This window comes from Clostridium sp. AF36-4 (genome assembly GCF_003435975.1).
GTDB lineage: Bacteria > Bacillota > Clostridia > Lachnospirales > Lachnospiraceae > Eubacterium_F.
Map to the genome: position 1 here is coordinate 1 of NZ_QTVH01000052.1, position 4,138 is coordinate 4,138.

Consider the following 4,138-nt stretch of genomic DNA (forward strand, 5'->3'; position numbering starts at 1 on the left):
GAAAAGAAGGGGAAACCGACTGGCAGACCCAGAAAACAAAAGCCGTCTATGACAGTAAGGGACAGGTTACAAAAGAATACAGTCCGCGCGGCGTCAAAGAGAACGTGGCGGCAGCATATACGTATGACCTTTTGGGACGTAAGATCAAAGAAGAACTTCCGCAGAACAAGACAGACGGAAGTGCCGGTTACCAGACCGTGGTAAACGAATATGATAAATCCGGCAACCTCGTGGAAACAGAAGAGCAAATCGAGGGTGACAAGAACAAAGAAATCGAGTATACTTATGATAAACAGGGAAATCTCGTTCAGGTGAAAAGCAGTCTGGAAAATGAAAAAGCACAGTATGTCCAGTATGTTTATGACGAGCAGGGCAACAAGGTGCGCCGGTTTACCGGTATGACCGGTCCTTTGACAGTAACGGTAGCGGCAGTTGAAAATGCCAAAGACGATGCCGGTAAGGATACCTTTACCTATGGCGGTAAAACGTATGCCGTTTTGGTAACCGGGAAAAAGAAATCCGATACCATCCGGGAAACAAAGTATGTGTATGACACGAAAAACCGTCTGGTTTCTTATACCGACCCGGAAGGAAGAACGGAAACGTATACTTACGACTGCAACAGCAACCTGACGAAAACCGTAGATAAAAACGGAAATACTTTGAAGAACACATATGATAATAAAAACCGGCTGACCGAGAGGACAGCGAAGGAGAAAAAGACCGGAAAAGAAACCGTACATACTTACCGCTACAACGCCTATGGAGATGTGGCAGTACAGGATGATACACAGTTTGTGTATGGCGATGTGTCCGGTCAGGTCACAAAAGAAACGACCAAACTGACAAAAAATAAGGATGTCGTAAAGAATTATACCTATGACAGTAAGGGGAACAAATCCACTTTTTCCGTAAAAGCAGGAGAGGATACCAAACTTTCACTGTCGTATGAGTATGATGGCAGTTCCCGACTGATTTCCGTCAAAGACAGCGAAGGAAATCAGGCTGTTTCTTATGCCTATGATACGGAGGGAAGCCTTAGCGAAAGACAGGCGGCAAACGGACTGAAAACCACGTATGGCTATGATTACCAGAACCGTTTAACCTCTATGACAAACGAGACAGGTAAAGGTGTGGTTTCCAAGTACAGCAGTACCTATCTCAAAAACGGACAGAAAGCAGAAGAAGTTTCTACCGTTATGGATAAGAAGGGAAAGAACACGAAAAAAACGGCAGCCTACACCTATGATATGCTTGGCCGTATTACCAGAGAAACAAAAACAGGAAGGGAAGATATTTCCTATACCTATGACGCCAACAATAACCGGAAACAGATGACAATCGGAAACAAGACAACCGCTTATCAGTACAACAAAAACGACGAACTGCTCCGCACGGATACGCTGCATACCGACACGGAGAAGAACGATGTGGTGATTTACAAAAATGATAAGAACGGAAACCAGCTTGCTACCGTGAACCGCTCTGAAATTCCGGCAGAAGCAAAGGATACGTCTTACATCGATGTCGATGTGACGCTGGGAGACAATCAATTGAACGATAATGTAGTAAACCATTATAATGCTTTGAATCAGCTGACCGAGACGCTTACGAAAAACTACAAAGTAAGCTTTACTTATGATGCCGAAGGACTTCGTACCGGAAAGACGGTAAACGGAGAAAAAACAATTTATGTCTGGGACGGAGAGCAGGTGGTAATGGAACTGTCAAAGGGAGGAGCTGTACAGAAACGTTACATCCGTGGAAATGATTTAGTGTATGCCGATAAAGGAGAGAATACGGAGAAAACGTATTATGTCACAGATATGCACGGCAATGTAGTGCAGCTTTTGGATGAATCCGGAAATGTCACAAAGACATATGAGTATGATTCCTTTGGAAACGAAGTAAAACCGGAGAAAAAGGATGAGAACCCGTACCGTTATTGTGGGGAATACTACGATAAAGAGACGGAGGAAGTCTATCTGCGGGCAAGATACTATGAACCAAGTGTAGGAAGATTTATCACAAGAGATACTTATACCGGGGAAAGTAATGAGCCGCTGAGTCTGCATTTGTATACCTATTGTGCGAATGACGGGGTGAATATGGTGGACCCGAGTGGACATATGTATGGGTATTCCTATAAAGACAGTAATGGGCAAATTCATACCGAAGGATTTGAATGGATAAGCCGGAGAAAAGGAAAAGTCTTTAAGACTGAAGTTAAGGAGTTGCGTATATGCACAGATGGTAAAGTTACAAATCAAATGAAAAAGAACAAGTATTATGGCGATAGTACTCATGGAAAGAGAAATACGACATCATGTTTTGGAAAATACGTAAGTGCTGACGAAATTCCTTATATTGTAGTACCACCAAGTGAGTCAAGATATAAGTATTCTTTGGGCGTTATAATAGATACAAACAATGGAAATTATTTATATTGTGTTGTTGCGGAGATTGGTCCGGAAGCTAATGGAATGGGTGAAGTATCTATTTATGTAGGGTGGAAAATGAAAGGTTTGAGTATTCCGACAGGTAACACTCAATTGAACGTAAACTATATGATGGGAGATAATAGCCAAGAAGCGACTAAGAAATGGAAGATTATATTATTTGAAAAATCTTCACCAAAGCCTATGAAAAATAAAAAGAAATACGGCTGGAAATATAAGGGAAAGGCAAGTAAATTTAGAAAGCAAATAAAAAAGATAGGTTCAAAATGTTATAAAGGAACCGGTAAATGTCTTAATTGATTTTTGGGAGAGGAGCAGTAAAACATGAGAAAAAATGTACTTATAGTTATTTTTGCAATGTTTTTTATGGTGGGATGTGGCAGTATAAACAATGTTGAGGTGAAAAAAAGTAGTCCTGTGGAAATAAGCAAGGCAGTAACTTCCCTGAAAACGTATGACTGGAATCATGCGAGAATTAAAAATAAAGTGCCTGTTCGGTATTTTGGAAACGCTCCTATTGTTGTTCAAAACGAAAAGTATATTTTTTATCCCAAGGAAGGAAATAAGGTGGTTCGTGTAGATAAGAGGAAAAAAGATGAAAAAATCATATATGAATTTCCTCTTTCTAAGGAGAAAGGAGTTGGAGTACATTTAACATTAGGAGAAAACATTATTTTTTTTGAACATGAAGGGAATATTGTTTCTTCTGATTACAATGGTGACAATGTTGTTGAAATTATATCAAACAGTAAAATGAAAAAAAGGCTTTCAAAAGAAATTGAAGATTTAGAAGATTTTTGTGAGATATATGCGATCCATTATTACAAAAAAAATCTGTATTTTATCTCAAGATTTAATATTTATGAATATGATATGAAAACAGAGAAAATTACACGATTGGCAGACGATGTATACGAGGCTTGTTTTTGTGGAAATATGCTGTATTGTGCATATTATTCGTGGACTGCTCTTTGTGAAGTGAATCTTTCTACGCACAAGAAAAAAAGAATTCGAGGGAAAGAAACGAATATAAAGGAAGTGAAAAATACAGGTGCGGTCAAATATTATCGTGGGTTAATGGAGGTTGACAATCAGTTTTATTATGTACGAAGACAAAATGCAGCCAGACCGGCTATTTATCAATATTGTAAAAATGGTAAGGATAAGAAAATATATGAATATGAAGTATCGCCGGGTATGGATTTTGATGAAATCCCTGTTTGTGATTCGAGTAAAATAGCGTGTGCTTATACGGATCGTGAAGATGGTGAGCATAAAGCAATGATATACGATATAAAAGCGCGTACATTAAAAAAAACCGATTTGTCAGGGGAGCGTTTTAATTATGATTTTATTATTGAAAATCTAGTGTTTTATTGGAAAGGGGATTCAGACTATATATCATGTTTTAGTTATGAATGATCAGAGTTAAGGTGATGATTTATGAAAAAGAAGGAAATTGCAAAGTATGACTATTTTGATATTGTTTTAGGTAGAAAAATTTTGGGGATAGTGAAAATGGCAGATAAAAAGCAGAAATCCGATACCATCCGGGAAACAAAGTATGTGTATGACACGAAAAACCGTTTGATTTCTTATACTGACCCGGAAGGAAGAACGGAAACATATACTTACGACTGCAACAGCAACCTGACGAAAACCGTAGATAAAAACGGAAA

General features: G+C 38.8%; 3 protein-coding genes. All 3 read left to right on the plus strand.

Translation table 11 applies throughout. The annotated features are described in order from the left end of the window. Positions 1 to 2,759: RHS repeat-associated core domain-containing protein (locus DW005_RS13385; protein WP_147324449.1), on the plus strand; the 2,759-nt coding region annotated here is incomplete at its 5' end. A 24-nt stretch (positions 2,760 to 2,783) separates the two neighbouring features. Next, entirely contained in the window at positions 2,784 to 3,881 is a 1,098-nt protein-coding gene (locus DW005_RS13390) for a hypothetical protein (RefSeq protein WP_117480175.1), read from the plus strand. A gap of 21 nt (positions 3,882 to 3,902) precedes the next feature. Then, the coding region (locus tag DW005_RS13395; protein ID WP_147324450.1) for an RHS repeat domain-containing protein at positions 3,903 to 4,138 on the plus strand (236 nt) is incomplete at its 3' end.